22 protein-coding genes and 1 pseudogene are annotated in these 25,282 nt (G+C 63.3%); 15 read left to right on the forward strand and 8 right to left on the reverse strand.

What is annotated here, in order from left to right:
• Positions 1-141 precede the first annotated feature (141 nt).
• Entirely contained in the window at positions 142-1,626 is a 1,485-nt protein-coding gene (locus tag BN3789_RS10975) for a lipopolysaccharide biosynthesis protein (protein WP_066834367.1), read from the reverse strand.
• 302 nt (positions 1,627-1,928) lie between these two features.
• On the opposite strand from BN3789_RS10975, the gene BN3789_RS10980 reads away from it, so the two are divergent.
• From BN3789_RS10980 to BN3789_RS10990, 3 genes are all read left to right on the forward strand, one after another.
• A complete protein-coding gene (locus BN3789_RS10980) occupies positions 1,929-3,485 on the forward strand; it encodes an L-lactate permease (protein WP_066834369.1) in 1,557 nt (518 codons plus the stop codon).
• Positions 3,486-3,935: 450 nt separating this feature from the next.
• Positions 3,936-5,525, forward strand: coding sequence for a phosphoenolpyruvate carboxykinase (ATP) (gene pckA, locus BN3789_RS10985; RefSeq protein ID WP_066834370.1), 1,590 nt, complete (start codon positions 3,936-3,938; stop codon positions 5,523-5,525).
• Between the two features lie 220 nt (positions 5,526-5,745).
• Entirely contained in the window at positions 5,746-6,195 is a 450-nt protein-coding gene (locus BN3789_RS10990; protein WP_161939008.1) for a MarR family winged helix-turn-helix transcriptional regulator, read from the forward strand.
• 9 nt (positions 6,196-6,204) lie between these two features.
• Here the strand turns inward: BN3789_RS10990 and BN3789_RS10995 are convergent, their stop codons facing one another.
• The 3 genes from BN3789_RS10995 to BN3789_RS11005 form a co-directional block, all read right to left on the reverse strand.
• On the reverse strand, positions 6,205-6,606 hold the full coding sequence (locus tag BN3789_RS10995; RefSeq protein ID WP_187119150.1) for a Fur family transcriptional regulator: 402 nt from the start codon (positions 6,604-6,606) through the stop codon (positions 6,205-6,207).
• 161 nt (positions 6,607-6,767) lie between these two features.
• A complete protein-coding gene (rnhA, locus tag BN3789_RS11000) occupies positions 6,768-7,256 on the reverse strand; it encodes a ribonuclease HI (RefSeq protein ID WP_066834373.1) in 489 nt (162 codons plus the stop codon).
• 38 nt (positions 7,257-7,294) lie between these two features.
• Positions 7,295-7,726, reverse strand: a complete 432-nt coding sequence (locus BN3789_RS11005; protein WP_066834375.1) for an acylphosphatase — start codon at positions 7,724-7,726, stop codon at positions 7,295-7,297.
• 112 nt (positions 7,727-7,838) lie between these two features.
• Here BN3789_RS11005 and BN3789_RS13075 point away from each other — a divergent pair, with 112 nt between their 5' ends.
• The 5 genes and pseudogenes from BN3789_RS13075 (at position 7,839) to BN3789_RS11030 (ending at position 12,361) form a co-directional block, all read left to right on the forward strand.
• The gene (locus BN3789_RS13075; protein ID WP_147569711.1) at positions 7,839-8,021 is read left to right on the forward strand and encodes a hypothetical protein; all 183 of its coding nucleotides are present in this window, start codon (positions 7,839-7,841) and stop codon (positions 8,019-8,021) included.
• Positions 8,022-8,131: 110 nt separating this feature from the next.
• The gene (locus BN3789_RS11015; RefSeq protein WP_066834379.1) at positions 8,132-8,356 is read left to right on the forward strand and encodes a hypothetical protein; all 225 of its coding nucleotides are present in this window, start codon (positions 8,132-8,134) and stop codon (positions 8,354-8,356) included.
• 60 nt (positions 8,357-8,416) lie between these two features.
• Positions 8,417-9,601 (forward strand): aldo/keto reductase, encoded by a 1,185-nt coding sequence (locus BN3789_RS11020; RefSeq protein WP_066834381.1) that lies wholly within the window; start codon positions 8,417-8,419, stop codon positions 9,599-9,601.
• 438 nt (positions 9,602-10,039) lie between these two features.
• Complete coding sequence (locus BN3789_RS11025; RefSeq protein ID WP_229254349.1) at positions 10,040-11,968, forward strand: Tat pathway signal sequence; 1,929 nt, start codon at positions 10,040-10,042, stop codon at positions 11,966-11,968.
• Between the two features lie 66 nt (positions 11,969-12,034).
• A pseudogene (locus tag BN3789_RS11030) lies at positions 12,035-12,361 on the forward strand (heavy metal-binding domain-containing protein).
• A 43-nt stretch (positions 12,362-12,404) separates the two neighbouring features.
• Here BN3789_RS11030 and BN3789_RS11035 read toward each other — a convergent pair.
• Both BN3789_RS11035 and BN3789_RS11040 read right to left on the reverse strand, forming a co-directional pair.
• Positions 12,405-13,328, reverse strand: a complete 924-nt coding sequence (locus BN3789_RS11035) for an N-acetylglucosamine kinase (protein WP_066834384.1) — start codon at positions 13,326-13,328, stop codon at positions 12,405-12,407.
• A complete protein-coding gene (locus BN3789_RS11040) occupies positions 13,329-15,083 on the reverse strand; it encodes a coiled-coil domain-containing protein (RefSeq protein ID WP_066834385.1) in 1,755 nt (584 codons plus the stop codon). It lies immediately after the preceding gene.
• A 252-nt stretch (positions 15,084-15,335) separates the two neighbouring features.
• Between BN3789_RS11040 and BN3789_RS11045 the strand changes: the two genes are divergently transcribed.
• The 7 genes from BN3789_RS11045 to BN3789_RS11075 all read left to right on the forward strand — a co-directional run bounded on the left by BN3789_RS11045 (position 15,336) and on the right by BN3789_RS11075 (position 24,674).
• Positions 15,336-16,475: an aldo/keto reductase gene (locus BN3789_RS11045; protein WP_066834386.1), complete on the forward strand. Its 1,140-nt coding sequence runs from the start codon at positions 15,336-15,338 to the stop codon at positions 16,473-16,475.
• Positions 16,476-16,676: 201 nt separating this feature from the next.
• Positions 16,677-16,976: a hypothetical protein gene (locus BN3789_RS11050; RefSeq protein WP_147569712.1), complete on the forward strand. Its 300-nt coding sequence runs from the start codon at positions 16,677-16,679 to the stop codon at positions 16,974-16,976.
• Between the two features lie 74 nt (positions 16,977-17,050).
• The gene (locus BN3789_RS11055) at positions 17,051-17,746 is read left to right on the forward strand and encodes a response regulator transcription factor (RefSeq protein ID WP_066834389.1); all 696 of its coding nucleotides are present in this window, start codon (positions 17,051-17,053) and stop codon (positions 17,744-17,746) included.
• Complete coding sequence (locus BN3789_RS11060; protein WP_066834391.1) at positions 17,733-18,629, forward strand: histidine kinase dimerization/phospho-acceptor domain-containing protein; 897 nt, start codon at positions 17,733-17,735, stop codon at positions 18,627-18,629. The genes BN3789_RS11055 and BN3789_RS11060 overlap by 14 nt, the downstream gene beginning before the upstream one ends.
• A 327-nt stretch (positions 18,630-18,956) precedes the next feature.
• Positions 18,957-22,166 (forward strand): helicase-related protein, encoded by a 3,210-nt coding sequence (locus BN3789_RS11065; RefSeq protein WP_202615132.1) that lies wholly within the window; start codon positions 18,957-18,959, stop codon positions 22,164-22,166.
• The gene (locus BN3789_RS11070) at positions 22,159-22,800 is read left to right on the forward strand and encodes a DUF4391 domain-containing protein (protein WP_066834395.1); all 642 of its coding nucleotides are present in this window, start codon (positions 22,159-22,161) and stop codon (positions 22,798-22,800) included. Before BN3789_RS11065 ends, BN3789_RS11070 begins: the two co-directional genes overlap by 8 nt.
• On the forward strand, positions 22,800-24,674 hold the full coding sequence (locus BN3789_RS11075) for a site-specific DNA-methyltransferase (protein WP_066834397.1): 1,875 nt from the start codon (positions 22,800-22,802) through the stop codon (positions 24,672-24,674). Before BN3789_RS11070 ends, BN3789_RS11075 begins: the two co-directional genes overlap by 1 nt.
• A 14-nt stretch (positions 24,675-24,688) precedes the next feature.
• Here the strand turns inward: BN3789_RS11075 and BN3789_RS11080 are convergent, their stop codons facing one another.
• Together BN3789_RS11080 and BN3789_RS11085 are read right to left on the reverse strand one after the other, a co-directional pair.
• Positions 24,689-24,967, reverse strand: coding sequence for a DUF4160 domain-containing protein (locus BN3789_RS11080; RefSeq protein ID WP_229254350.1), 279 nt, complete (start codon positions 24,965-24,967; stop codon positions 24,689-24,691).
• A complete protein-coding gene (locus BN3789_RS11085) occupies positions 24,967-25,233 on the reverse strand; it encodes a hypothetical protein (protein WP_066834401.1) in 267 nt (88 codons plus the stop codon). The genes BN3789_RS11080 and BN3789_RS11085 overlap by 1 nt, the downstream gene beginning before the upstream one ends.
• Positions 25,234-25,282: the final 49 nt, after the last annotated feature.

Consider the following 25,282-nt stretch of genomic DNA (forward strand, 5'->3'; position numbering starts at 1 on the left):
CCCTCATTCCTGGAGTTTTGCGGTGCGGTTTGCCCGCCGCGCGCATACGGGGCCCGGAATCCGCCCGTCGTGCGCCGTCGCCGCGCGAGACGCGCCCCTGGAAGGCCAAGGGCCCGCATTCGCTAAAAAACCGGGGCCTCCCTAGGCGAAGGGGTCGGCTCGGCGCGTGATCTCCTTGCGAATCTGGGCGTATTGCCAGACCAGCAGGCAGAGCAGCAGCGTCATCACGGCGAGGTAGCTCGCCACGGCGCCCGCGAGGCCGAACAGGTTCACGAGCGCGAGCGGCAGCGCGACCGACGCCGCGAACGCGATGAGGTACAGGCGGATCACGTCGCCCTGGCGCCTCAGCACGGTGATGATCGCATACAGGAAATCGATGACGGCCGTGACACCGCCGGCGGCGACCATGCAGTAGGCGAGCGGGCGGAACTGCTCGAAGTCGACGCCGTACATGAAGCTCATGAGCGGGATGCCGATCGAGCCCAAAAAGAGCCCGCACACGATCGAGATGATGACGACCACGCCCACGACGGCGCCGATGATGAGGTCGAATCGACGGCGCTTGCGCGGGTTCGACCAGATACTCGCCAGGCGCACGAGCTGCGGCTTGTAGATAAAGCCCGTCGCCAGCAGGATCCCCTGCGCCGGGAAGTACAACGCGTTGAAGTAGAGCTGGTTCTCGTAGGCGATGGACCCCTCCATCACGAACTTGGGCATGCTCTCGATGAGGTTGAACATGAACAGGGCGCAAAACAGCGGGAAGCCCTGCGTGAACAGGCGCGCCACCTCCTTCATGCTCGCCGGACGCGACTTCTCGGTCTCAAGCAGGGCGAGCGGGACGGTGACGAGCACGAAGGTTGCGGCGGCGGCGATCGCCATGCCCACCGAGGCGATCTCCAGGCTGCGCGTCACGAACAGGAGCACGGAGAACGCCGCCACGATCGCGACGGAGCGCAGCGCCTGGCTGATGCCGGCGAGATAGAGCTTGTCGGCCTGCTGGAGCCTGCCCTCGTAGACGTCGGCGACACCGTCGAGCACCTTGTAGACGAACACGCCCGCGCAGATGGTCGTCATGGAGGCGTCGTAGTCGCGCAGGGCGCAGTACAGCGCGCCGACGGCAAGGGCGACGATGCTCGTCAGCCAGCGGTTGATCTGGTAGGAGGAAAACGAGTTCGCCTCCTCGATGTCCGAGACCTGGTAGTTGCGGATGCCGTAGTTCGACGCGATCATCAGCAGGGTGCCCACGACGAACGCCATGGAGAACATGCCGGCGCCCTCGACGCCGGCGAGCTGGGTCGCAACGACGGTGAGCAGCGGGAAGGTGAACCCCCAGACCGAGGTGCCGATGGTGTTCCACAGGTAGTCGCGCGTGGTGCTGCCCTCTTCGTACTGGGCCTCCTGCTCGGAGAGGGAGCCCTCGTAGACGGATTGCAGCAGGCGGTTCCACCAGCGGTTGACGAGACGGGCGATAGGGCCGGTGCGATGCGGGCGCGACGGCGTGCGCGCCGGCGTCGCGGGCGGAACGGAGCTTGCGGGTACGGTGCGGTACTGCGGCTTGCCGACGGCGCGGGCGGCTGCGCGAGCTGCGCGTCGGGCGCGCAGGCGGTCGAGAAGTGAGAGAGCCATGAGCCTCCAGAAGAATCGATGTCCCCCACATGATACGTTGCCGTCGGCTCCCCTGTGGGGGAAGGGCCCACATCTGCCGTTTCGTTCCATATTGGTAGGGGGCCGCCGGGGTGGCGCGGAATCGATCGGCGTCGCCGTGCCCTTCTTGGAAGACGCGCTGCCGTGACATAGACGGTTCGGCGCAGATAGCCATGCGCCGATTTCATGGCGACGGCGCGTTTTCATGACGGCTGTTGCGGTATGCTGATGGTGCTGATATCGAAATTATTTTCCATTCCGGTTTTTCATCGTGAAGGAGTCCCATGGATCTGCTCGCATTCATCCTGGCGCTCGCCCCGATCCTGTGGCTGGTGGTCGTCCTGCTCGTCTTCAGGCTTCCGGCGTGGAAGGCTGCCATCGGCTCGTTTCTCATCGCCTGCGCCCTCGCGTTCCTCATGTGGCACCTGCCTCTGCGCGAGGTGGCGACGGCGAGCCTCGAGGGCTTCTGCATGGCGCTCTGGCCGATCGTCTTGGTCATCATCGCCGCGGTCTTCGCCTACAACCTGTGCGTGAGCACGGGCGCGATGGATGTGATCGGCAGGATGATCTGCTCCATCTCGAGCGACCGCCGCATTCTCGCCCTGCTGATCGCCTGGTGCTTCGGCGGCTTCATGGAGGGCATGGCGGGCTTCGGCACCGCGGTCGCCATCCCCGCCGGCATGCTCGTGGGCCTCGGGTTCAGCCCCCTGTCGTCGGTGCTCGTCTGCCTGCTGGCCAACGGCGTGCCCACGCCCTACGGGTCCATCGGCATCCCGACGGTCTCGCTCGCGGGCCTCGTGGGGCTCGACCCCGCGCAGCTCGCCTTCACCGAGGCGATCCAGCTCGCCCCGTTCTTCATCGCGGCGCCCTTCCTGATCGTGCTCGTGGCGGGGTCGGGCAACACCCAGACCGCCTCGTTTACCGTCCGCATGCGGGGCGTCGGCGTCATCGCCCTCGTCTCGGGCGTGTCGTTCATCGTGCCCACGGCGGTCGTGGCCGCGCTGGTGGGGCCCGAGCTCTCGGTCGTGGTCGGCTCCATCTGCTCGCTGGCCTGCACGGCCCTGCTGGGCATGCGCGCAGAGCGGGCCGACGTGCTCGACGCACGGTTCCATATGAAGGTCGACCGGTCGCAGGCGGTCGGCATCCGCGAGGCGCTCGTCGCCTGGTCCACCTTCATCTTGATTTTCGTGCTCCTCATGGGGACCTCGAAGCTCGTGGCGCCCCTCAACGCATGGCTCGCGCAATTCAGCTCGACGGTCGTCGTGTACACCGGTGCGGACCCCGGCTCGCTGTCGTTTTCCTGGGTGAACACGCCCGGCGTGTGGATCATCGTCGCCGCTCTGGCGGGCGGGCGCATCCAGGGCGCGGGGGCAGGCCAGATGGCGCGGGTGTTCGCCGCCACGGTTCGGCAGATGATGCCGACGGTCGTCACTATGCTCGCGGTGCTCGGGTGCGCCAAGGTGATGGGCTATGCGGGCATGATCTCGTCCATCTCCGCGTTCTGCATCCAGATGACCGGGGGCCTCTATCCTCTGGTGGCGCCGTGGATCGGCATGGTGGGCGCCTTCGTGACCGGCTCGGGGACGAGCTCCGGCATGCTGTTCGGTCCCGTGCAGGCACAGGCCGCCTCGGCGCTCGGGGCCGATCCGTACTGGATGGTCGCCCTGAACGAGCTCGGCGTCGCGGCGGGCAAGATGCTCTCGCCGCAGACCCTCGCCATCGGTCTCGCCTCGGTGCGCGTGGTGGGGAAGGACGCGGAGCTCCTGCGCTCGGTCCTGCCGTACGCGCTGGGCTTTTTGGTTGCGATGTCGCTGATCGCGATGGCGGGCACGATGCTGTAGGGGAGCGGTTGGCCCTCGGGCTACCGACCAGTTTATTCCGCACCGCGTGCCCCGTGGTGCAACTCCGACGGTATCACCCGGCCGGAATGCACGGAATCGCCGCCGATTCCGTGCATTCCGGCCGGGTGATACCGTCACTGTTGCAGGTTGAAGTAAGCGGATCCGGTGCGGTGCGGCGGGGGGCGTCCGGCGGGCCATCGAGCGCCCCGGCGAAACGAAATGCACCTTTATACCATTTCTCGGAGCCTCGTGCGACCCTCGAATAGGTATCCGGTACATTTGTGCCCCGTTGCTGTTCTTTCACCGATATCTCGCTATACGGGGAGTCACTTCTGCAGGTATTATGTAGCAAGTGCGCTGTCCTCTCGGGACAACGCCCCATCCAACGTGGGTTTATTTAGTAGGGCGCCTTGCGCCGAGCATCGCGCCGAGTATGAAAGGTTGCTGCTTATGATCGAGACCATACTGTTGGAATCGGGCATCGACTGCGACATCGATCGCGTGCACGTCGACTGGAGCCCTGCCAAGCTCATCGAGCACGCCATTTCTCACCACGAGGGCTACCTCACCTCGACCGGCTCCCTCTCGGTCAGCACGGGTGCCTTCACCGGCCGCTCTCCCGAGAACCGCTACATCGTCGACGCCGGGGCCGCCGAGAAGAACGTCAACTGGAACAGCCCCACGAACAAGCCGATCGACGACAAGACCTACAAGCGCGTCCGCAAGAACGTGACCCGCTACATGTCCCAGCGTCGCCACCTGTTTGTCATCCGCGGCTACGCCGGCGCCGACCGCCAGTACGCCCGCAAGGTCATGGTCGTGTGCGAGCGCGCGCATCAGGCCCTGTTCATCCAGAACATGCTCGTTCGTCCCACCAAGGATGAGCTCGAGGTCTTCGGTCGCCCCGAGATCCTGGTCTTCGCCGCGCCTTCCTACGTGTGCTCTCGCGACCGCGACGGCGTCGAGCCCGCGGCTGTCATCCTCGATATGAACAAGAAGAAGATCGTCGTGGCCGGCACCGGGTACTGCGGTGAGATCAAGAAGGCCGTCTTCACGATGATGAACTACCTGCTGCCCATCGAGGACGGCGTGCTGCCCATGCACTGCTCGGCGAACGTCGATCCCAACACCGGCAGGACCTGCATCCTGTTCGGCCTGTCCGGCACCGGCAAAACCACGCTGTCGGCCGACCCCGAGCGCCTGCTCATCGGCGACGACGAGCACGGCTGGAGCCCGCGCGGCGTGTTCAACATCGAGGGCGGCTGCTACGCCAAGACCATCGACCTCACGCGTGAGCGCGAACCGGACATCTTCGACGCCATCCGCTTCGGCTCGGTGTCCGAGAACGTCAAGCTCGACCGTCGCACCCGCGCCGCCATCTACTCCGACAGCTCCATCACCGAGAACGGCCGCGCCGCCTATCCGCTCGAGCACATCGAGCGCGTCGTCGAGTCCGGCACCGGTGAGATCCCGAGCGTCGTGCTGTTCCTGACCGCCGACGCCTACGGCGTGCTGCCCCCGATCTCCAAGCTCTCCCGCGAGCAGGCCATGTTCCACTTCCTCACCGGCTACACCGCCAAGGTCGCCGGCACGGAGCTGGGCGTCAAGGAGCCGCAGCCCACGTTCTCCGCGCTGTTCGGCGAGCCGTTCATGCCGCTCGACCACATGGTGTACGCCTACCTGCTGGGCGAGAAGATCGCGCAGAACAACACGCGCGTCTACCTCGTGAACACCGGTTGGACCGGCGGCCCCTACGGCGTCGGCCACCGCATCGCGCTGTTCCACACCCGCGCGCTCGTCAAGGCCGCGCAGACCGGTGAGCTGGACATCGCGGGCTATCGCCACAACGACCTGTTCGACGTCGAGGTGCCCATCGCCTGCCCCGGCGTTCCCACCGAGCTGCTCAACCCGCGCGACACCTGGGAGGATCCCGAGGCGTATGACCGCGAGGCCGAGGCGCTGGCGCAGAAGTTCAAGGACAACTTCAACACGCGCTATCCGGGCGTCGACCTCAAGGACCTCGCCAAGAAGAACCGCTAAGGCGCATCACCGCCCTTGCCTTCTTGCGAACCCGCTCGCCGCACTCGATTGCGGCGGGCGGGTTCGCCCTTTTCGGGGCGCGGGCGACCGGATCGCCGCCGCCTGGCCGTCCCCTCCTTTGTCGCGTCTGTGAAGACCGGTTGACCCCGTTTGAACTGCAGGAACACATCGATAGAATGAATGTTGACGCGTTAACAAGTTACGGATGGAAGGAGGCCCCGTGGAGACGGAGCGATTCGAGGATTTCGTGGGCCTCATCACGCTGATCTCCAAAGAGATCCAGCGCATCAAGACGGTCGAGGCCTCCAAGCTGGGTCTCAAGGGATCCGACATCATGTGCTTGTACTACCTGGGGCAGCATGAGGAGGGGCTGACCGGATCCGAGCTTGCGCGCGAGGCGGACGTCACGCGCGCCGCGGTCTCGCGCACGCTTGCCCATCTGGAGGAGGACGGTTTCGTCGAGGTCGCGGGCGAGCAGAAGACGGGGTCGCGCTACCGGGCTCCGGTGCGCCTGACCAAGCGCGGCCGCGAGGTCACCGATACGGTGGGCGAGATCATCCGCCGCGTCGTCGCGGAGGCGGGCGAGGAGCTTGGCGACATCCAGCGCATCCAGATGTACCGCTCGCTGAACCTCATCCTCGAACGGCTCAAGGGCATCTCGCGCGACTGATCGCGAAAGCTACTGTTCAGGGTTTTCTGCGCGCTGGCAGTTCGGGCAGATGCCGGTGAAGATGGTGCTGTGCCCCGTGACGGCGTAGCCGGTGCCGGTTGCGACGGCGTTGTCGGCCGACTCGTCATAGGGGAGCGTGGCGTCGATGACGGCTCCGCATTCGGTGCACACGACGTGCGCGTGCGCGTCGAGGCGCAGGTCAAAGCGGTCGCCGCCGGGCGCCTTGACGCAGGTGATCGCATGGGTGTCTTCCAGAAGGCGCAGATTGCGGTAGACCGTGGCCCGGCTGATCTTGTCGTCCTGACGACGGACGTCGAGGTAGATGTCCTCGGCGGTGGGGTGGTCGTTGCGAGAGCGCACCGCGTCGAGCACGAGCGTGCGCTGCTTGGTGTTCCTGCGCTGCACCGTCATGGCGCCCTCCTTTTCAACTGACCTCATGTGCATTTCAGCAAAAGAAAAAGCCCGAATCAAGGTATGGCGTCCGTCTCCATAAAATGACACCTGCTTTGGCGCTTTTTTGGATGGGTCCTGTGGGGACGGGTTCATTTCGACCCATCCCCTAAAAGGCGCCGTTAATCGACGTCGCCCTCCACGAAGCCCTCGTCGACATAGAGCGGCCCGTTGTCGGCGGCGCTCGTGGCGAGCTGGTCGCAGCGCTCGTTGAAGGTGTGGCCGGCGTGGCCCTTGACCCACACGAAAGTGACCTGGTGCTGCTGCTTCGCTGCGAGCAGGCGCCGCCACAGGTCGGGGTTCTTCACCGGCTTCTTCGCCGCGGTCTTCCAGCCGCGCTTCTGCCAGCCCTCGATCCAGTGCTTGTTGAACGCGTTCACCACGTACTGCGAATCGGAGTGCAGCTCGACGGTGCAGGGGCGGTTGAGCACCTCGAGCGCGGCGATGACCGCCATGAGCTCCATGCGGTTGTTGGTGGTGCGCTCGTATCCGCGCGACAGTTCGAGCACGTGCACCTTGCCCGAAGGAGCGGTGTAGCGCAGCACGGCTCCGTATCCGCCGGGGCCGGGGTTGCCGCGTGCGGCGCCGTCGGTATAGATGGTGACGTTCAAGCGTTGGATCCTTTCTGAACGGACATCAAGCCGAACCATTATAGAGTGATGCCGGGCTCGTAGCGCGCCTCGAACGACGTCTCGTCCGCGATCACGGGAATCTCGCGCTTCTCCTCAAGCCAGATGCGGTTGGCGAACCGTCGGTAATACGCATGGAGCTCGTCAAGATGGACGATGACCTGCTTCGGAGTCCCCTGGATCTCCATCTCGACCGAGCCGTCGGACAGATTCATGACCCAGCCCGTCATACCGTGCTCGCGCGCGAGCCCCATGTTGGTCCAGCGGAATCCCACGCCCTGCACCTCCCCGGTGAAGCGCAGGTAGAGCCGGATGGGGCGCTCCTCGTGCAGCGGGTCGCCGATGCGGTCCTGCATGGTTTCGATGAGCTGTGCCTCTTGGGGGCTTCGCACCGTGGGCGCCTTCGTGTCGTCTGCCGAGCCCCATGCGCGAATGCGATCCAACAGTCCCATGTGCGGCCTCCATCTCCCGGACGTTTCATCCAGTGTAGCGGTTTCGAGGGGCAAGGGAGGTCTTTGGTCACAGGGGACAAGGTAATAGGGGATAATGGAGGAGAAAGACGACATGGAGGAGACGTACATGGAGTTATTGGTCTACCTAGGCATCCTGCTTGTGATAGCCGCCGTCATATCGCTGGTGCTGTCGTTTTTGGGCACGGTGCTTGTCGGCGCGCTGCGCCTGCTGCCCGTCGTGTTCGTGGCGCTCGCCATCGCCGTGTTCGTCCGGTGGTATCGCGACCGTCACTGATCGGGGCCGCCTCCCGAGGACCCTTATCGAAGTTTCCCTTGGCAAACGTTTTGCAATATGCAACAATCCCGATAACAATTAACGGGCTGCGACTATGTTGGGGAGCCATCATGGGAAAGACGGTTATCAAGTTCTGCAAGAAGTGCTCGGGCATCTCGCCGAAGGACCTCAAGGGGACCATCGACAAAAGCTACTGGAAAGAGGGCTGCGTGCACGCGTGCGTCAAGAAGAAGGACGCCGACTCCGGGCGCACGTTCGCGCGCATCGACGGCAAGCTCGTGGTCTGCTCTTCGAAAAAGGAGCTGATCAAGAAGATGAAGGACGCGGTCGCCTAGGCGGTGCGTTTTGGCGCCGGGTCCGGCTTCCAGGGGGCGATGGGTTGTACAGGAGGATGAATGCAGTATCGAATCGACCCTAAAAGCGGCAACAGGATTTCGGCGCTGGGACTCGGCTGCATGCGCATCCCGGGCTTTGCCCTAGGCAAACCCGACGCCCGGGCGGCCGCCTCGATCATCTCGGCGGCGGTGGAGACGGGCATCAACTACCTGGACACCGCCTACCTGTATCCGGGCAACGAGGCCGTCGTGGGGGCGACGCTCGAGAAACTCGGCATGCGCGACCGGGTGTTCCTGGCGACCAAGCTGCCCCATGCCTCCTGCAAGCGCGCAGACGACTTCGATCGCTTCTTCGACGAGCAGCTGCGCCGTCTTCGAACCGATCATATCGACTACTACCTCATGCACAACATCACGAGCCCGGGTCAGTGGGAACGGGTGCGCGGCTTGGGGATCGAGGACTGGATAGCCGCCCAGAAGGAACGGGGGCGCATCCGTCAGATCGGATTCTCCTTCCACGGCAGCGCCGTCGACTTCCCGGTGGTGCTCGACGCCTACGATTGGGATTTCTGCCAGATCCAGTACAACTACGCCAACGAGCATTATCAGGCGGGGACCGCGGGCCTCAAGGCCGCTGCCGGGCGGGGGATGGCCGTGTTCATCATGGAGCCGCTGCTCGGGGGCCGTCTGGCGACCAAGCTTCCGCGCGCGGCGCAGCGCGTCTTCGACATGGCGTCCCATGAGCATCTGACGACGCCCGCCGCATGGGGGCTGTCGTGGGTGTGGAACCACCCCGAGGTGACCATGCTGCTTTCGGGGATGACGAGCGCCGAGCAGGTTGCCGACAACGCCCGGATCGCCTGCCGCGCCCTGCCCGGCAGCATGGGGAAGTCCGAGCTCGAGGTCGTCCAGGAGGCGCTCGGCCACATCGAGCAGGCCAATCGCATCCCGTGCACCGGCTGCAGCTACTGCATGCCCTGCCCGCGCGGCGTCAACATCCCCGGATGCTTCGCCGCGTACAACGCGAGCTTCGCCCACAGCTGGTTTACGGGCGTGCAGCAGTATTTCACGGCGAGCGCCATCCGCACCGGCTCGCCGCGCCTTGCGAGCAACTGCGTGGGGTGCGGTGCCTGCACGCGCCATTGCCCCCAGCAGATCGACATCCCCGAACGCCTGCGCGACGTGCGCCGCAGGCTCCAGCCCGGACCGGTCGACTGGGTGCTCAGGGCCATGGCCGAACGGTAGGGAACGCTGGTTAATTCCGATCGGGAGCGCCCGCATGGCCCCTGCCGCGACCTCTTCCGGGCGAAAGTGGCTAGAAATTTCTATTTTGCTGTAGCTGAGCCTGGATGGAGGGGTCGGAAGCCCGCCGCCGGCACCGATTTCTCCCCGGGAGCGCCCGATTCGGGGATCTTTGGGTCCAGAAACCAGCTTCGCAGCCAGCCAATACAGCCAAAACGGTTTATCCGGACATCTCCGCCGCGCCCGGCTTACAGCAAAACAGAAAATTCTAGCCACTTTTCCCACGGAGTGCGGCATCCCCCGGGGTCCTCCGGCGCAGCAGAGGGAAGGACGGTGCGTTGGCCAGCGCTTCCCTAAGAAGCTGGCCCTCCCCGTCGTTGGGCATGCGCGCACTTGGGTATCATAGCCTCGTGAGTCGAACCGCTACGAAGGAGCGAACCCATGGCCAACGACCATGAAGACCTGTTCAGATTGCTTCGCATGATGGGGATGCCCGTGCCCGAGGACAGAGACGGCGACGACGCCATACCGGTGGACGCGGTGATCGGCGACGCGGACGATGCCAAGGGGGACGACAAGAAGGGGACGTCGGCCTCGAGCAGCTCAGGGGGCGGAAAGCGCCGCTCGTCGCGCGGGCCGCGAGGGCATGCGGGAGGCGACCTGCTCGACCGCTTGGCGCAATGGAGCAAACGGGCCCTGATCGTGGCCTGCATCGTGCTCGTCGTCGTGCTCGCCGCGAGCTACTGGTGGTTCCATCCTGCGCTCAACCTGCAGAGCCCGCAGGTCTGGAGCTGGATTCTGGGAATCGCCGCCGTCGCGGCCTTTGCGCTCAAGGTGCTCTCGATGCGCTCGACGAAGCACGAAGTGCTGCTGCGCCGCCTGATCATCGTGCCGATCGCCGTGATCGCGGCGTTCGTGGTGGGCGTCGTCGCCGGATTCCCGTTCATTCCGGGCAACGCGGAGCGCTACGCCACGGTGCTCGAGACGACCGACGGCGATTTCGCCGAGGACATCCAGGAGGTCGATTACGCTGACGTGCCGGTGATCGACCGCGCGTCGGCCATCCTGCTCGGCGCCCGCGCCATGGGCTCGATCCCCGAGTACGTGAGCCAGTTCGAGATCTCGGATGCCTACAGCCAGATCAACTACCAGGGCCGCCCGGTGCGCGTGAGCCCGCTGATCTACGCCGACCTGTTCAAATGGTTCTCGAACCGCGAGTCGGGCATCCCGGCCTACGTGCTGGTCGACATGGTGACCCAGGAGGCCGAGGTCGTTCGGCTGGACGAGCCCATCAAGTACAGCGAGTCCGAGCCGCTTGCGCGCAACGTCGACCGCTACGTGCAGCTCAAGTACCCGACCTACATGTTCGACCAGAAGTCGTTCGAGCTCGACGAGGACGGCACGCCGTGGTGGGTCTATCCCGTGCAGCGCCGCACCATCGGTCTGTTCGAGGGCACGACCATCCAGCGCGTGGTGCTCGTGAACGCCTGCACCGGCGAGACGGCGGACTACGCGGTCGAGGACGTCCCCACGTGGGTCGACCGCGCGTATCCGAGCGACCTCATCATCCAGCAGTACAACTGGAGCGGGGCCTACGTGAACGGCTGGCTCAACTCGTGGCTGGGCCAGCGCGACGTGGTGCGGACCACGCGTGGGACCGACGGCGAGCTGGGCTACAACTACCTGGCGCAGGGTGAGGACATCTACCTGTATTCCGGCGTGTCGAGCGTGACCGCCGACAGCTCGAACGTCGGGTTCATCCTCGTGAACCAGCGCACGGGCGAGTCCCACTTCTATCCCGTCGCGGGGGCGACCGAGGACTCCGCGATGGCGAGCGCCGAGGGTGAGCTCCAGAACCTGCGCTACCAGGCGACGTTCCCGCTGCTGCTCAACGTGGCCGGTCAGCCCACGTATTTCATGGCCATGAAGGATGATGCCGGCCTGGTGAAGATGTACGCGATGCTCAACGTCGAGCATTACCAGAATGTCGCTACGGGCTCGACGGTCGCCGCCTGCCAGGATAGCTATCTGCAGATGCTCGCTGCGGACGGAACGCTCTCCGATGAGCAGGCCGAGGCGTCGGGCGTGCAGCAGCGGGTCGAGGGCAAGATCGCGACGATCGCGCAGGCGGTCATCGACGGCAACTCCCATTTCTACGTAACGCTCGAGGGCTCCTCCGACATCTACGATTTTGCCCTGCCCGACCTGCTTTCCATCGTGCGCTACCGGGTGGGCGACCAGATCGCCTTCACCTGCACGGCCGAGGAGGCGCCGACTGCCGACGGATCGCAGGAGGATGAGGACGCGACGGCGGTCGCCGAAGATGTTGGCGCGGCGCTGGTGCGTCCCGTGACGGCCATCGAGCAGTAGGCGCGCTTGTACCGCAAGACGACCCGGCGGCTGATGCCGGGCCGTCTCGGATAGAAAGGTGGAGCCATGATCATCACGACCACACCCAACGTCGAGGGGTACCGCATCAGCGGGTATTACGGCATCGTGTTCGGCGAGGTCATCGCGGGCGTCGACTTCATCAAGGATATCGGCGCGAGCCTGCGCAACCTGGTCGGCGGGCGCAGCAAGGGCTATGAGGACGAGCTGATCTCCGCGCGCGAGGAGGCGCTCGACGAGCTCGGCCGGCGCGCTTCCTAGCTCGGGGCCCACGCCGTGGTGGGCGTCGACCTCGACTACGAGGTGCTCGGCCAGGGCGGCATGCTCATGGTCACGGCGAGCGGCACCGCGGTGACGCTCGAGCGCGTGTCGTAGCTTTCCGATCGGCAGGGCTGGCCTCGTCCTGGAACGTCCCAGCTCAGCGGTCTTTATTCAGGCGGTCGCGCAGGATAAGGACCGCGCCGAGGTCCGGCTCGTGGACGGGGGCGACGAGCCGGCAGCAGGAGGGGAGCGCGTCGGCAAGCGGATTCAAGATGAGATCGCCCGCGTTGAAGGTGCCGCCGATGTAGGCGACCGGGATCGCTGCCGGGCTGTCTGTGAGGTCGCGGAACAGCTGGCGCACGATGGCGCCGACCATATCCGCCTCCTCGGCAGCCGCGCGTTCAAAGATCGCCCGGGCGCTCGAGTCGTCTGCGCACGCGGCTTCGCTTGCCAGACGGCTGAGCGCGGCCGTCTGCGTGCGGTCGGCGAGCAGGGTGCGGGCGCGTCCGATGATGTCGAAATCGCTCTCGAGGGCAAGCTCGCGACGCACCAGGTCGTACAGGGGTCCTCGGGCATCGCGGCCGTCGGCCTGCCGCGTGAAGGCGCGCAGCACCTCGCGACCCATCCAGCCACCGCTGCCCTCGTCGCCGATCTCGAAATCCCAGCCGCCGCAGCGCACGGTGCGCCCTGCGCGCACGCCGAGCGCGATGGAGCCGGTGCCGGCGATCAGGGCGATGCCGTCGCGCATGTCGAGTCCGGCAGCCCAAGCGGCCTCGACATCGTTGACGAGCGCATAGGGCCTCCCTTGCGCGATATCGTGCGCGGCGTCCTTCGCGGCGCGGTCCGCCTCGGCATCTTCGCCGAACCCGCAGATGGAAAACCCGATGCCAAAGCGTGGGCCCAGATGCCCGGTCGCGATGGCGCGCTCGGTTCCCTCGGCGAGCACCGCGCGCATGCCCGTCAGGCCCGCTTGCGCATAGTGGCAGGTCGGCAGCACGATGCGGTCGACCTGCCGAAGGCTTTCGTCGTAGATGGAGAACGCGGTCTTGGTGCCGCCCCCGTCGATGCCGAGCCAGCGCATTTACGTGAGCGCGAACCAGATGGCCGCGATGATCACGATCACGACGATGACGGCGGCGATGGCGCCGATGAACTTCACGCGCGAGTCGCGCGTGCGCTCGCGGACGTTCGCCTCGGTTTCCGCGAGGGCCTGGACCTGCTGCATGAGCTCATCGTGCTCGGCGGTGTCGGCGGCAAGCGATGCGGCGATGCGGTCGGTGACGTCGGGGTTGTCGTGGATCTCGGCGGCCTTGGTGATGGTGTCGTCGGCGTCGGCGATCTCTGCCTGCGCCTCCTCCTGGGCCCGCTGCTGATCCCGGTAGGCGCGCTCCTGCTCGGAGATCTTGCTCTTGAGAGCCTTCTGGCGGTCGGCGGCTTCCTTGCGGGACGCCTCGAGCGCATCGCGCGCGTTGCCCGTCTCGTCGGCGATACCGCGGAAGGAGTTCTTGGCCTCGGCGACGGGCCTCTCCGCCTCGGCAAGCGCGGACTTGGCGGCCAGAAGCGTCGCCTCGGCGTCCGCGGTCACGCGCGGCAGGTTCTCCTTGGCGCGGCGCAGCTCCTCGGTCGCGTCGGCGATCTCGGCGGAGAGCTGGTTGTCGCGCACGCTGTAGGCGGCGGAGTTCGCCGAGGGGTTGCGCTGCAGCTCGGCGTATTCCTCGCGGAGCGTGTTAAGGCGCGCGTTTGCCGCCTCGACCGCATGCTGGGCCGTCTCGATGTTCGTCGCCTTGGCCTCCTGCGCCTTCTCGACGGCGCGCTGCGCGTCGGAAAGGCGCCGCTTGAGGCGGTTGGCGGCGTCGCGGGCGGATTCCTCGCGGTTCTCGGCGGCCTCCAGGGCCGACTTGAGGCGCTTCTCGGTCGCCTCGTCGCTCGCGCGCATGTCATCGAGCTGCTTTTTGAGCATGTCGATGTTGTCCTGGATGGTTTTCTGGAGCGCCTGGGCGGCCTTGATCGATGCCGCGGCGCTCGACTTGCGCGTCGTCTGCTCCTGGATGATCTCGGGGTAGCGCTCGGTGACGTCGCGACGGTGCTCGAGCTCGGCGGTCTGGTCGGTGATGCGGTGCTTGAGCTCTTCGAGCTGCTCGCGCGCCTCGGCGTGGGCGCGCTTGGCGTCGCTCATCTCGCGCACGGCGCCGACGCCCTGCCTGATGAACGCGTTGACCGTGCTCGCGGCCTCCTTGGCGGCGACCGACGCGGCGCGCGCGAAATGCTCGCCTTTGGACGGGCCGTGCTGCTCGGGTTCGGCGGGGGCGGGGGAGGGTGCGGCGGAGACGGGCGGCATGCTGCCGGTGTTGCCCGCGCCTCCCTCGATGACCTCGAATCCCTCGGGCAGCGGCTCGGGGTCATCGCCGAAGTTCTCGTACTCCTCGCGCGTCAGAAAGCGCGGCATGCTGCCGTAGTACTCCGGCTCCGCGTCGTCGGCAGCGGCATGCGGGACCTCGGGCTCATCGCCGTCGGCCTCGTCTGCGCCGTCCTCATCGAGGTCGGCGGGCAGGTCGTCCTCGTCTTCTGCCGGGGTCTCGTCGTCTGCGGGCTCGCCTGCGTCAGGGGCGCTGTCCTCGGGGTCGTCACCCTCGGCATCGTCCTCCTCGACGATGTCGTTTTCGTCTTCGTCCTCGGCGAGGTAGAGCGGCTCTTCTGCTTCGGGCTCCTCGTCGACGGCGGCGTCCGTCTCGGCGGCCTCATCGTCGTCGACCGACGCGCCCTCCTGCGCCTCGTCGCTTGCCTGTATGTCTTCGTCCCAAACGCCGGGCTGTTTGGTTGTACGCTCGTCGCTCATGGTCGCTCCATCTCTCAAACGCGCCGCTATGGCAGCGCGCATATGTTTCACTGCACCATAATAAACCCTTGAGGGGACACGCGGGGATGGCGCGGCGCGCGTCTGCGAGCGTTTACGTCAAGTACAAAAACGGCGCGCGGATGTTGCGCGACCCGATTGACTTGGAGCGCGGTCCAGGTTCTACCATATGCGCAGGGCCGCGCCGTGTGCTGTGGTCTTTCGTGTTGTGCACGCGTACAGAGGGGAAAACAGATGCTGTACAAGGACTTTCAGGGCATGAAGCTGTCCGCGCTCGGCTTTGGCGCGATGCGCCTGCCGGTTGTCGACGGTGATGACACCAAGATCGATCAGGCCGCGGTCGACGAGATGGTCGACTACGCGTTGGAGCAGGGCGTCAACTACTTCGACACCGCGTGGGGCTATCATGGCGGCAATTCCGAGATCGCGATGGGTACTGCGCTCGCCCGCCATCCGCGCGACTCCTTCTACCTCGCCACCAAGTTTCCCGGTTACGACCTGTCGAACATGGACAAGGTCGAGGAGATCTTCGAGAAGCAGCTCGAGAAGACCGGTGCGGGGTATTTCGATTTCTATCTCATCCACAACGTGTGCGAGATGAATATCGACGAGTACCTCAATCTCGACCACGGCATCGTCGCCTACCTGCTTAAGCAGAAGGAGGCCGGCCGCATCCGCCATCTGGGATTCTCCGCTCACGGCGCCATCCCGGTGATGAAGCGCTTCCTGGAGGCGTACGGCGAGCACATGGAGTTCTGCCAGATCCAGCTGAACTTCCTGGACTGGGAGTTCCAGGACGCCAAGGGCAAGGTCGAGCTGCTGAGCAAGTACAACCTGCCCGTGTGGGTCATGGAGCCGGTGCGCGGCGGCAAGCTTGCGCAGATCACCGATGAGGAGAGCGCGCACCTGCACGAGCTGCGCCCCGACGAGTCCACGGTCGCGTGGGCGTTCCGCTTCATCCAGGGTATCCCCGAGGTCTGCGTGACGCTGTCCGGCATGTCCAACTTCGAGCAGCTGAAGGAGAACATCCAGACGTTCTCCGAGGATAAGCCGCTGAACGAGGAGGAGTCCGCGGCGCTGCAGGCGGTTGTGGACGAGATGCTCGGTCGCGGCACCGTGCCGTGCACCGCGTGCCACTACTGCACGAGCCACTGTCCGCAGGGGCTCGACATCCCCAAGCTGCTGGAGATGTACAACGAGGCCATCGTGACCGGCGGCAAGGGCGGGTTCATCCCCAGCATGTACGTGAACGCGCTGCCCGAGGACAAGCGCCCGGACGCCTGCATCGGCTGCGGCAGCTGCGCGGCGGTCTGCCCGCAGCAGATCGACATCCCCGGCACGCTCGCGGACTTCGCGGCCAAGCTCGCTGGGTAGATGCGCGGCACGATCTGTGACTGATGGCGCCCGTCGGCCATTTCGGCCGACGGGCGCTTTGTTTTGCGCGGCTGCATCTCATCCCTTTTCTGAACGATCTTCCGATTTCGTCAGCCGACCTAAAGCTTTCCTCAATCTTCGCCTCGTAAGATGTGCTCAGGGTGGCCACCCGGATACACCTACCACCCGAGGAGGCATACGATGGGAACACGGATGAAGACGATGATGAGAATGCTGGCGGTCGCGAGCGCGTGCTGCGCCGTCGTCGGATCGGCAGCGGTGCTGGGCGCGCCTCGAACGGCGAGCGCCGATCCGGTCGAGCAGGGTGTCGTCATCACGTTGGGCGACGAGCTGAGCAGGCGAGACGGCATGATCGCCTACGCTGTCGAGTCGTATCGGGCGCTTGACGGGACCGCTGATCCGGGGGAGTTCGCGCCCGATCTGACGGTTACCGTGCCCGAGTCGATCGCGGAAGGCGGCGCATCGGGGTCCGAGGCGTAAGGAAGCGCCGGTCGATCCATTCCGCTCCGGGCCGTCCCGCTTTGCGCCAGACGGTCCGAATCGAGGAGATGAGTATGAGAATCTTGTTGGTAGAGGATGCGCGCCTGGTCGCCGAGCCGCTCACCCACGCACTCGGGCGCGCCGGATACGCGGTTGACGCGGCGTGCGACGGGGCGCGGGGGCTCGAGCTCGCGTGCACGGGAGCCTATGACGCCATCGTGCTCGACATCATGCTTCCGCAGCTCGACGGCCTGTCGATGCTCGCGAAGCTGCGCCGTGAGCGCATCGACACGCCGGTCATCCTGCTGACGGCTCGCGGCGACGTGCGCGACCGCGTGCGCGGGCTCGACGCGGGCGCCGACGACTACCTGGCCAAGCCCTTCCATGTGGAGGAGCTGCTGGCGCGCATCCGCGCCGTGTTGCGCCGCCGCGGAGCTCCCGACTCGGCAACGGCCATTCAAGAGCTGGGCCTTTGCTACGTTCCCGAATCGCGCGAGCTGCAGCATGAGGGCGTGTCGGTGGCGCTCACGCCCAAAGAGGGCCTGGTGCTCGAGGCGCTGATGCGCGCTTCTGGGCACACGGTCACGCGAGAGCGCCTTGAGCTCGCGGTGTGGGGGCCGGACGACGCGGCGTCGGACACCCGGCTGGACGTGCAGGTGTCGCTCGTGCGCACGAAGCTGCGCGCGGTCGGCGCGCCCGTGCGCATCCGGGCGGTGCGAGGCATGGGCTACGTGCTGGAAGAGGAGGGGGAGGGCCGTGAAAGATCATGAGCTCAAGCGTTTTCGTCGTCGCATCGTCGCTGCGGCCGCAGGGGCGCTCACGGTTTGCGTCGCGCTCTGCATGGCCGCCTTGTGCTATGTGGTGGTGGACGCGAATCTCAGCGATTATCGCGCGAGGCTCGAGGACGCCTCGAACGCTCCGTTTTCGGGCGTTTCGGCGGATAGGCTCGATGCCCGCGAGGTGACGCTGCCGTCCGGCGGGATCTATCCGTCGGAGACCGTTTGGAGGGCCCTTGTAAACGATGCGGGCGAGGTGCTGGAGGTGGCCCTGCCCGCGGTCGGCGATCAGTTCACGTGGACGCCCGACTCGGAGACGACGTTCACCTCGAAGGACTTATCCGAGCTCGTCGGCCTGCGTGACGAGAAGGGATCCGCGCCGTTCGAGTATGCCGGCTGCACGTGGCTGGGCACCTGGCAGCCGGCGGGGGAGTCGGAGGACGGCATCACGGTGTCGCCCACCGGCGCGATTGAGGACGCGGAGGTCGCCGCGGATGCCGTCGGTTCCGATGCGGGCGATCGGGTCTATACCTTCATCGATATCTCCTATCATTATGACTACCTGCGAGGAATCGCGTTTCGCTGCATCGCTGCGACCATCGTGCTGTCGGCGGCGTCTGCGGCAGTCCTTTGGATCGCCGCCGGCCATCTGCTGCGCCCCGTGTATGCGGCGCGCAAGCGGGAGCAGGAGTTCGTCATCTCGGCATCGCATGAGCTCAAGACGCCGCTCATGGCGATGATGGCAAACTGCGACGTGCTGGAAGCCGAGGCCGCAGGCGATGGGCGCCTGGCTCCATGGATCGCGAACATCCGCTCTGCCGCCGATGGAATGGCGGACTGCGTGGCGACCCTGCTGAATGCGGCAGGTGAACGGTAGCCGCCGAGGGATGCGGACTATCATGATGCAAGCCGCCCCGCATCTGCTTCTCGGCGGCCATAAGATATTCCTGCGGTCAATCGTGTACTATGGAATATGAAGATAGTTCTCGTTGATTGCTCGTGACCCCATCGTCCGGGTCGTGAAGAGGAGAAGGATGCTGTTCCCCGATGTGAAAAGTCGGGGGGGGGCTTTCATAGACAGGCTCTTCCTTCGGTAGCAAATATCAATATCGCAGGTTTGCGCCGCGCGCATTGGTTGATGGCGGTTTCCTAAATGGACGCCGCCTTTATCGACAACCGAGCGCGTGTCCTTAAAGATGACCTCGTGAATACGGTTCACAGCGGCGACTCCATATCGGTTGCCGCATCGGTCTTTTCCATGTATGCCTATCGCGAGCTGCGCGAGCGGCTCGAGGGGCTCGATGAATTTAGATTCATCTTTACCGAGCCCACTTTTGCCACGGAGCGTGCCGCGAAGGAGCAACGCGAATTCTACATCCCGCGTCTTTCGCGCGAGCAGGGGTTGTACGGTACCGAGTTTGAAATCAAGCTGCGCAACGAGCTCACGCAAAAAGCCATAGCGGGTGAATGTGCTCGTTGGATACGAAAGAAGGCGACTTTCAAGTCGCCCAAATCTGGGGTGGCTTCGGTTACGCCTGCGCTCACGGTATCGGGCCACAACGATGCTGTCACCTACATGCCGATGATGAACGGATTCACCGTAGGCCAGCTCGGCATGGGCGACCACCCTACGCTCACTGGTATCCAACGTAGCGATTCCCAATCATCGTGCATGTTCCTAGGTCTGTTCGATCAAGTATGGCAGAGCGGTGAGCTTGAGGACGTAACCGCAACCGTAACGGAAAACATCGAGCAGATGTATCGGGAGAATCCACCCGAGCTTATCTATTACGTGGCTCTCTATCGCATCTTTCATGAGTTTTTGGACGACGTGTCCACCGACAACCTGCCCAAGGAGGGGACCGGCTTTCGCGATAGCAAGATCTGGAACCTGCTCTATGACTTCCAGCGCGATGCGGTGCTGGCGATTATCAACAAGCTGCAGACCTATAACGGTTGCATCTTGGCTGATAGCGTCGGTTTGGGCAAGACGTTTACGGCGCTCGCGGTCATCAAGTATTACGAATCCCTCAACCGCAATGTGCTGGTGCTTTGCCCGAAGAAGCTCTCGGACAACTGGACCACATACCGCAACAACCAGAAGAACAATCCCATTGCGGAGGACCGCCTGCGCTATGACGTGCTCTACCATACCGACCTTTCGCGCAAGCGCGGACGAAGCGCCACGGGTATCGATCTTGAGGCGTTCAACTGGGGCGGTTACGACCTCGTCGTCATCGACGAGTCCCATAACTTCCGCAACGGCGAGGATTCGGCACGCGCGGCAAAGGACGATGGCTCCGGTGGTGTCGAGAATCGCTATCAGCGCCTGCTGAGTCGCGTTCTTCGCGGGGGAGTGCCCACGAAGGTGCTCATGCTGTCGGCTACACCGGTCAACAATCGGTTCCGCGATTTGCGGAACCAACTCGCCCTTGCGTATCAGGGTGATTCCGATGGGTGGTCCGAGCGTCTGGGGCTATCCAGCAACATAGAGGACGTGTTCCGTCGGGCGCAGGCCTCCTTTTCCGCGTGGAGCGACCTGCCGGCTGAGGAGCGCACGACCGAGGCGCTCACGGAGTCGTTGGATTTCGATTTCTTCCGCGTGCTCGACCAGGTAACCGTTGCGCGCTCGCGCCGCCATATCCAGCGCTACTACGATGTGAGCGTCATCGGGCCGTTCCCGGAGCGCAAGAAACCCATCTCGGTCTATCCCAAGCTCTCGACGTTGGAGCATGGCCCGACATACAGCGAGATCGCCGACTCTCTCAATCTGCTCACGCTGGCAGTCTACGTGCCCTCGCAGTACGTATTGCCGAGCACTGCATACAAGTACGAGAGCGAAAACGGAAACCTTACCAACAGAGGCCGCGAAACGGGGGTGCGCCGACTGATGGCGGCAAACCTTCTCAAGCGCTTGGAGAGCTCGGTTTCCTCGTTTCGCCTGACATTGGAACGCGTGCTTTCTGTCATGAATGCATGTCTGGGCACCATCGAGGCGTTCAAGGAGACGGGAGCGTCGACATCGAGCGTAAACATTGCCACTTATCAGGAGGGTTTTGATTTCGATGCGGACGATAGCGAGGTCATGGACTTCTCGGTAGGAGGGAAGACCCGCTATGACCTGCGCGACCTCGATTGGAAAAGCTGGGAGCGCGATGTGCGCGATGACGCTCAGACCATCGAGGGCCTGCTTGCCATGATTGATGATATAGATGCCGCGCGCGATGCCAAGCTGCTCGATCTCAAGAAGCTCATCGCGCGGAAGGTGACGAACCCCATCAATCCGGGGAATAGGAAAGTCATCATCTTCACGGCGTTCGCCGATACGGCAAACTATCTGTACGAGCAGATCGCCCCCTATGTTTCGGAGAGCTTGGGCCTCGGCGTTGCCGAAGTGACGGGTACGGGCGGTGGCAAGACCACCGTCAAGGGTGTGCGCGGCGACTTGGCGGAAATCCTCACCTGCTTCTCGCCGGTCTCCAAGGAGCGCGACAAAGTCTATCCGCGCCTGGCGGGCAAGGACATCGATATCCTCATCGCTACGGATTGCATCTCGGAAGGCCAGAACCTGCAGGATGCCGACTACCTCGTGAACTACGACATCCACTGGAACCCCGTGCGCATCGTCCAGCGATTCGGCCGTGTTGACCGAATCGGCTCGAAGAACAGCGCGATCCAGCTCGTCAACTTCTGGCCGGATGATGATCTGGACCACTACATCAACCTCAAAGCGCGCGTGGAGAATCGCATGCACGCCGTGGTGATGAGCTCAACCGGCGATGACGACTACATCAACGAGGACGAACAAGGCGACCTTGCATACCGTCGCCAGCAACTCGAGCAGATGCAACATGAGGTGGTCGATCTTGAGGACGTTTCGGGCGGTGTATCCATTACCGACCTCGGCCTCAATGAGTTCCGGATGGATTTGGTTGCCTACTACCAAGAGAACCCAGACATCGACTGTGTTCCCACGGGCATCGATGCTGTTGTAGCGGGTGATGAGCCCGGCGTGATCTTCGTACTGCGCAATGTGAGCCAGCAGCTCGATGCGAAGACGCGCAACCAGATTCATCCGTTTTACCTGGTGTATGTGGGCGACGACGGCGAGGTGCGGCATGGCTACCTCGACCCCAAGGACACGCTCGATGCCATGCGGCGCTTGTGCCGGGGCAAAGGTGAGCCGGATGCAGACCTTTGCCGCGAGTACAACAGAGTCACTAAGAATGGCCGCGATATGCGTGCGGCTTCGAACATGCTGAGAAGCGCTATCGAATCCATCGTAGATAAGAAGGCCGAAGAGGACCTGAGGAGCTTCTTTACGGCGGGCACAACCAGCTTTTTGGAAAACGACGTGGCAGGGCTCGACGACTTCGAACTCATCTGCTTCTTGGTGGTGAGGCCCCATGAGTAGCCTCACGCTGGGGCTGCCGAGCACCGTGTTGGTGGGAAAGACGATGCCCAAGAAGCTTTTCTATGAATTCCTTGCAACAACCGCTGCTGTCAAAGACGAGTTCGTGCGGCTCATTGAGCGCATCGATATGGTCGCCTCGATAAAAGAGGAGACGCTGCATATTCCCGCTAGTGGCGAGGTTAATGAGATTGATGTCCTGGGGCTTTATCTGCGTGTGGGTGATAGAGCTGGGGCTGAGGCACCCTACGCGGCCATTGATCTCATTGCGAAGAGTGTGTCCAGCAAGGTGCTGTTTGTCTGCGAGACGGATGACGCAGTGAAGTTGCTCGTGCGGCGAGATCGGTTGTACGAAACCGCTTGGTTGCCATGTGACGAGACGACAGTTGAGCTGCGAGGATCAACCTTGGTTGAGCTTTGGGACTCCTTGAGTTCTCAAGTGGTGTTCGGCAATAGCGAGCCTGGCGATTTTGCCGGGCGCGTTGAGCGCAAAAATCGCATTGAGGAACTTCAAGGCGAGCTGGTGTCAATAAATAAAAAACGTAAATCAGAGAAGCAGATTGCAAAACGCAATGCACTGTTTGATCGCGCACGCGCGATCAAACAGGAGCTTGCCCGACTTGAAGCAGGTGCCTGATGGAGAAGCTTTCGCATGCAACCGAGAACATTCTGGACGAGAACGTCGAGAAGCTCGCCGAGCTCTTTCCCGAGGTGGTGACCGAGGTCCGTGAGCCCGATGGAAGCCTGCGCCATACCATCGATGTCGAAGCGCTGAAAGAGCGTGTGGGTGACGTCGCTGAGGGTCAACGCGAACGCTATCAGTTCACGTGGCCGGGCAAGCGTGATGCCAAACAGGAGGCGTATCGCCCTATCGACAAGTGCTTGCGCCCGTGTCCTGAGGAGAGCGTCAACTGGGATACGACGGAGAACCTCTACATCGAGGGGGACAACCTCGATGCGTTGAAGCTTTTGCGCAACACCTATGCCGGCAAGAATGCCGGCAAGATTAAGATGATCTACATCGATCCGCCGTACAACACGGGGCATGACTTCATCTATGACGATGACTTCGCGCGCACCAAGACTGATTATGACGCCGAGAGCGGCGACTACGACGAGGATGGCGGTCGCCTGGTTGCCAACCCCGAGTCCAACGGCCGCTTTCACTCCGACTGGTGCAGCATGATGTATCCGCGCCTGCTGCTTGCGAGGGATCTGCTGAGCGATGATGGAGTATTATTTGTGAGCTGCGACGATGGTGAGCAGGGGTCGCTTGACAGAATGCTCAATGAAATATTCGGAAACGATTGCCATCTCGGCGCTCTGATTCATCAGAGGGCGAAGGGCGGCGGTCAAGCGAAATATATCGTAAAGGGACATGATTATATTCATGTCTGTATCAAATCGACTCAATCCGATGTCTCTCTAGCGAGGAAAAAGATTGTTCAGGGCCGTACTTACGTCGTGGATGGTGTTTTGTGCATCAAGAACGATGATGTTGTGAGAAAGCAGTTCGGAAAGTACGATTCCGGGGTCGACCGTCGCTGTTTCTACGAGCAGTTGGAACAGTATAAGGGGATAAAGAAAAAACAGGAGATCGATTATCTTCTAAGACAAGGCAAGCTGTTTCTCGAAAAGAATTCCGAAGGAATGCACACGATTTGCGAGTGGATTCCGGTTAATTCGGCGACCTCTAAAATATATTCGATCATCAAGGTGTTGTCTGAGGAAGGCAAGAAGGACCTCGAAGGACTTGGGGTGGAGGGTTTTTCCTACCCGAAGCCTGTTGAGCTAGTTTATCAGTTGGTTGAGGCAGCCACTTTGACTGATAAGAACGTGATAATTCTCGACTTCTTCTCCGGCTCCGCCACAACCGCTCATGCCGTCATGAAGCTCAATGCTGAAGACGGCGGCAACCGCAAGTTCATCATGGTGCAGCTGCCCGAAGTTTGTGGACCGGAGACGGAGGCGGCCAAGGCGGGCTACAAGAACATCTGCGAAATCGGCAAGGAGCGCATCCGCCGTGCGGGCAAGAAGATTGCCGACGAGGTGGAGCAGTCCAACCGGCAGCTCAAACTCGGCGAGGAGCCCAAGAAGGTCCCAGACATCGGTTTCCGCGTGCTCAAGATCGACTCGTCCAACTTCGAGGACGTTTCGGCTGAGCCCGCGGCTTACACCCAGGAGTCACTCATGGGCCTTGCGGACAACCTCAAGCCCGGTCGCACGGCGGAGGATATCCTGTTCCAGGTGATGCTGCAGTTCCAGATTCCGTTGTCTGTAAGCATCGAGCGCAAGAGTATCAACGGCTCCACGGTGTTCTCGGTTGACGACGGTCGCCTCGCAGCCTGCTTCGACCGTGACGTTTCAACGGACACCATCGCCGAGATGGCCAAGATGGAACCCGATTACGCCGTGATGCGCGACGCTTCCTTCGCGGGCGACGACGCCGTTTCCAACTTCGGCGAGCTCTTCAAAACGTATAGCCCCACCACCATCACGAGAGTGGTGTAGATATGGGCGATCAGCTATCGGTAAAAGCGCAGCATATCGGTCTTGAAGACATTCTTCCATGCGTCGCAGATGCGTCCGTGGTTAAGCGCGATGAAGTTCGCGAGCTTTCTCAGCTCCTTATTGGGAAGATTGCTCCCGTTGCTGGCGAGGATGCAACCGCCGTCTTCGGTCAGCCAGAACTTCGTGGCATGCTCCGTTGGCCTGCGGACGGCGACATGGATGTGGACCGGCTCGTCGGGTTCATTCATCCAAAAGAACAGAACGTAGCGTCCGAGTGTGAGGATCGTCGGCATCAGGCAGCTCTCCATCCGCCTTCGGGATCGCTTGCGAACTCAAAGATGAGGGGCGCATTATCACGCAGGAACGACTCGAGGTTATCGAGGTCGCTCTCGGAGAACCCGTCGACATCGAGCCAGCGGTATGCGGGCATAAGGCAGCGCGCGCTGTCGAAGCCCCAATCGCGGGGACGCTCTATGAGGATCTCGACCGTGCAGTCATCGCGCATGTCGCTGTATGCGATGACTGTTTCGTCGGGGAATTGAGCATAGGGGCGGACCAAGATTGCCTCCATCGTTCGCTCGGAAACTACACGAATTGTACCCGCAAAG

It is taken from the genome of Collinsella ihumii (genome assembly GCF_900046475.1).
Classification (GTDB): domain Bacteria; phylum Actinomycetota; class Coriobacteriia; order Coriobacteriales; family Coriobacteriaceae; genus Collinsella; species Collinsella ihumii.